The sequence below is a fragment of the Frigoribacterium sp. MEB024 genome (assembly GCF_000878135.1).
In the GTDB taxonomy this organism is placed as follows: domain Bacteria; phylum Actinomycetota; class Actinomycetes; order Actinomycetales; family Microbacteriaceae; genus Frigoribacterium.
In genome coordinates this window covers 1-2,087 of the sequence record NZ_JXQZ01000111.1, presented here as the reverse complement: position 1 = coordinate 2,087, position 2,087 = coordinate 1, and the positions used below count along the sequence as shown (strand labels likewise).

Here is a 2,087-nt window from a genome sequence, read left to right as displayed (position 1 = left end):
CTGGGCCTCGGCGGCGGCCTGCGCGGCAGCCGCGGCGGCAGCGGCCTGCCGGTCGGCCTCGGCGGCGGCGGACTGCACGGTCTGCGCCGAGAGCGCCGTCTTCTCGACACGGTCGTTCAGCGTCGAGGCGTCGAGCTTCTCGTAGTCGGCGAGCGAGGCGACCTGGGTCTGCAGCTCGCTGGCGTCGGTCCGGCCCGAGGCCGAGGCGACGACCTGGTTCGCGATCTGGATGGTCGAGCGCGCCTTGGCCTGCGCCAGCGAGGTGGCGATGTCGGCCTTCTGCTGCTTGACGTCGGCGGCGTGCTGCTCGGCCGAGATGGTGTCCGCACCGGCGGCCGACATCGAGGTGACCGCGAAGCCGGTCCCGGCCACGAGGGCGATCGCGGCGACGCCTCCGATCAGAGAGAGGCGGCGGCGCGAGCTGCGACGGCGGACCGCGGAGAGCGAGCGGCGCGTGGCGGGGGCCTCGGCGGTCGGGGTCGACTCGGGGGTGACGGTCGACTCGGGGGTGACGGAGTCCTGGCCGGAGGCAGGGGTGTTCTCGGTGGTCATGTGGTCCTCGTGCTCGGCCGACCCGCGCCTCCGGTCGGGCGGGGCGCACACGGCGGAGCCACGCCGGGCGCTCGGGGCGCTCACGGGTGGCCGGTGTCCACGCGACGGGGCGAGGGGCCGTGACAGGTCGGTGTCGGTCTCGCGAGGCCGTGGGGCCTCGACTCGTCCGCCGCAGCTGCTCGGCCGAGTCGGGACTCGATCGGGAGGGGCGCACGCGCCCGGGCGAAGTGACGAGTATGCAGACACTTCCTGAGTAGAACCACACAATCCACTGTCGAACCGTGCAGTCCGGCGCATCAGCCCAGCGGATGACTTCGACCCGCGCCTCCGTCATCCGAGCGAAGGAGGCGCGGGTCGGGCAGGTCAGCGACCCCCGATCACGACGCCTCGGGTGCCGTCACGACGTCGTCCGCGACGCGGGACCGACGCCAGGCCCCCGTCGCCACGTACTTGACCATCACGTTGAGCACGGCCACCGTCGGCACGGCGAAGAGCGCACCCGGGATGCCGGCCACGTACGACCCGCCCGCCACGGCGAAGACGACCGCGAGCGGGTGAACCCGGACGGCCGATCCCATGACCAGCGGCTGCAGCACGTGGGCCTCGAGCAGGTGCACGACGAGCACTCCGGCCAACATGACCACGGCCTGCACCGGCCCCGCGAAGACCAGGGCGACGATCACGGCGAGCGCGCCCGTCACGATGGCCCCGACGACCGGGATGAACGACGCCAGGAAGACCAGGATCGCGATCGGCACGGCGAGCGGCAGCCCGAGGACGAACGCGATCAGGCCGATGCCGACGGCGTTGACCGCGGCGACGACGATCTGCACGCGGACGAACGAGGTGAGCGTGTGCCAGCCCGCCTGGCCGGCCCCGTCGACGGCCGGTCGGGCCGACTTCGGGAAGAGTCGGACGGTCCAGGCCCAGACCCCGCGGCCGTCGATCATCAGGAAGATCGTCGCGAAGAGGGTCAGCAGGCCTCCGGCCAGCAGGTGGCCGGCAGCGGTGCCGATCGACAGCACGCCGCTGAGGATCGCCTTGCTCTCGGTCTGCAGCGCGTTCTGGGCGTCCGTCAGGTAGCCGTCGACGTCGGCGTTCGTCAGCTGGAACGGCGGCCCCTGCAGCAGGGTCGTCAGCTGGTCGTACTGCGCCACGGACTGCTTCTCGATCTGCGGCAGTCCCGCCCGGATCTGCGTCACGGCGAGCAGCACGAGCCCGCCGACGACGACCACCCCGGCCAGCAGCGCCGCCACGATGGCGAGCCAACGCGGCCACCGGTGCCGACGCAGGAACCCCGCGACCGGCACGAGGAACGCCGACACGAGGATCGCGATGAACAGCGGCACGACGATCTCCTCGAGCGTCGCGATCAGCCAGAAGAGCACGGCCAGCACGGCGGCGACCGCGAGCAGCCGCCAGGCCCAGGCGCCCGCGACGAGCATGCCCGGGGGCAGTGCGGCTGCGGGCGGTGCGGCTGCGGGCCGTGTTGCTGCGGGCGGGGCGCCGCCGGGGAGGGCGGCCGCGGGGAGGGC

Annotated in this window: 2 protein-coding genes; both read right to left on the bottom strand. The window is 73.4% G+C overall.

Annotation, left to right across the window (positions count from 1 at the left end; all coding sequences use genetic code 11):
* Positions 1–552, bottom strand: a 552-nt coding sequence (locus SZ60_RS15350) for a hypothetical protein (RefSeq protein ID WP_043597492.1), incomplete at its 3' end; no start/stop codon positions are given.
* Positions 553–929: 377 nt separating this feature from the next.
* Positions 930–2,087, bottom strand: a 1,158-nt coding sequence (locus SZ60_RS15345; protein WP_231567189.1) for an AI-2E family transporter, incomplete at its 5' end; no start/stop codon positions are given.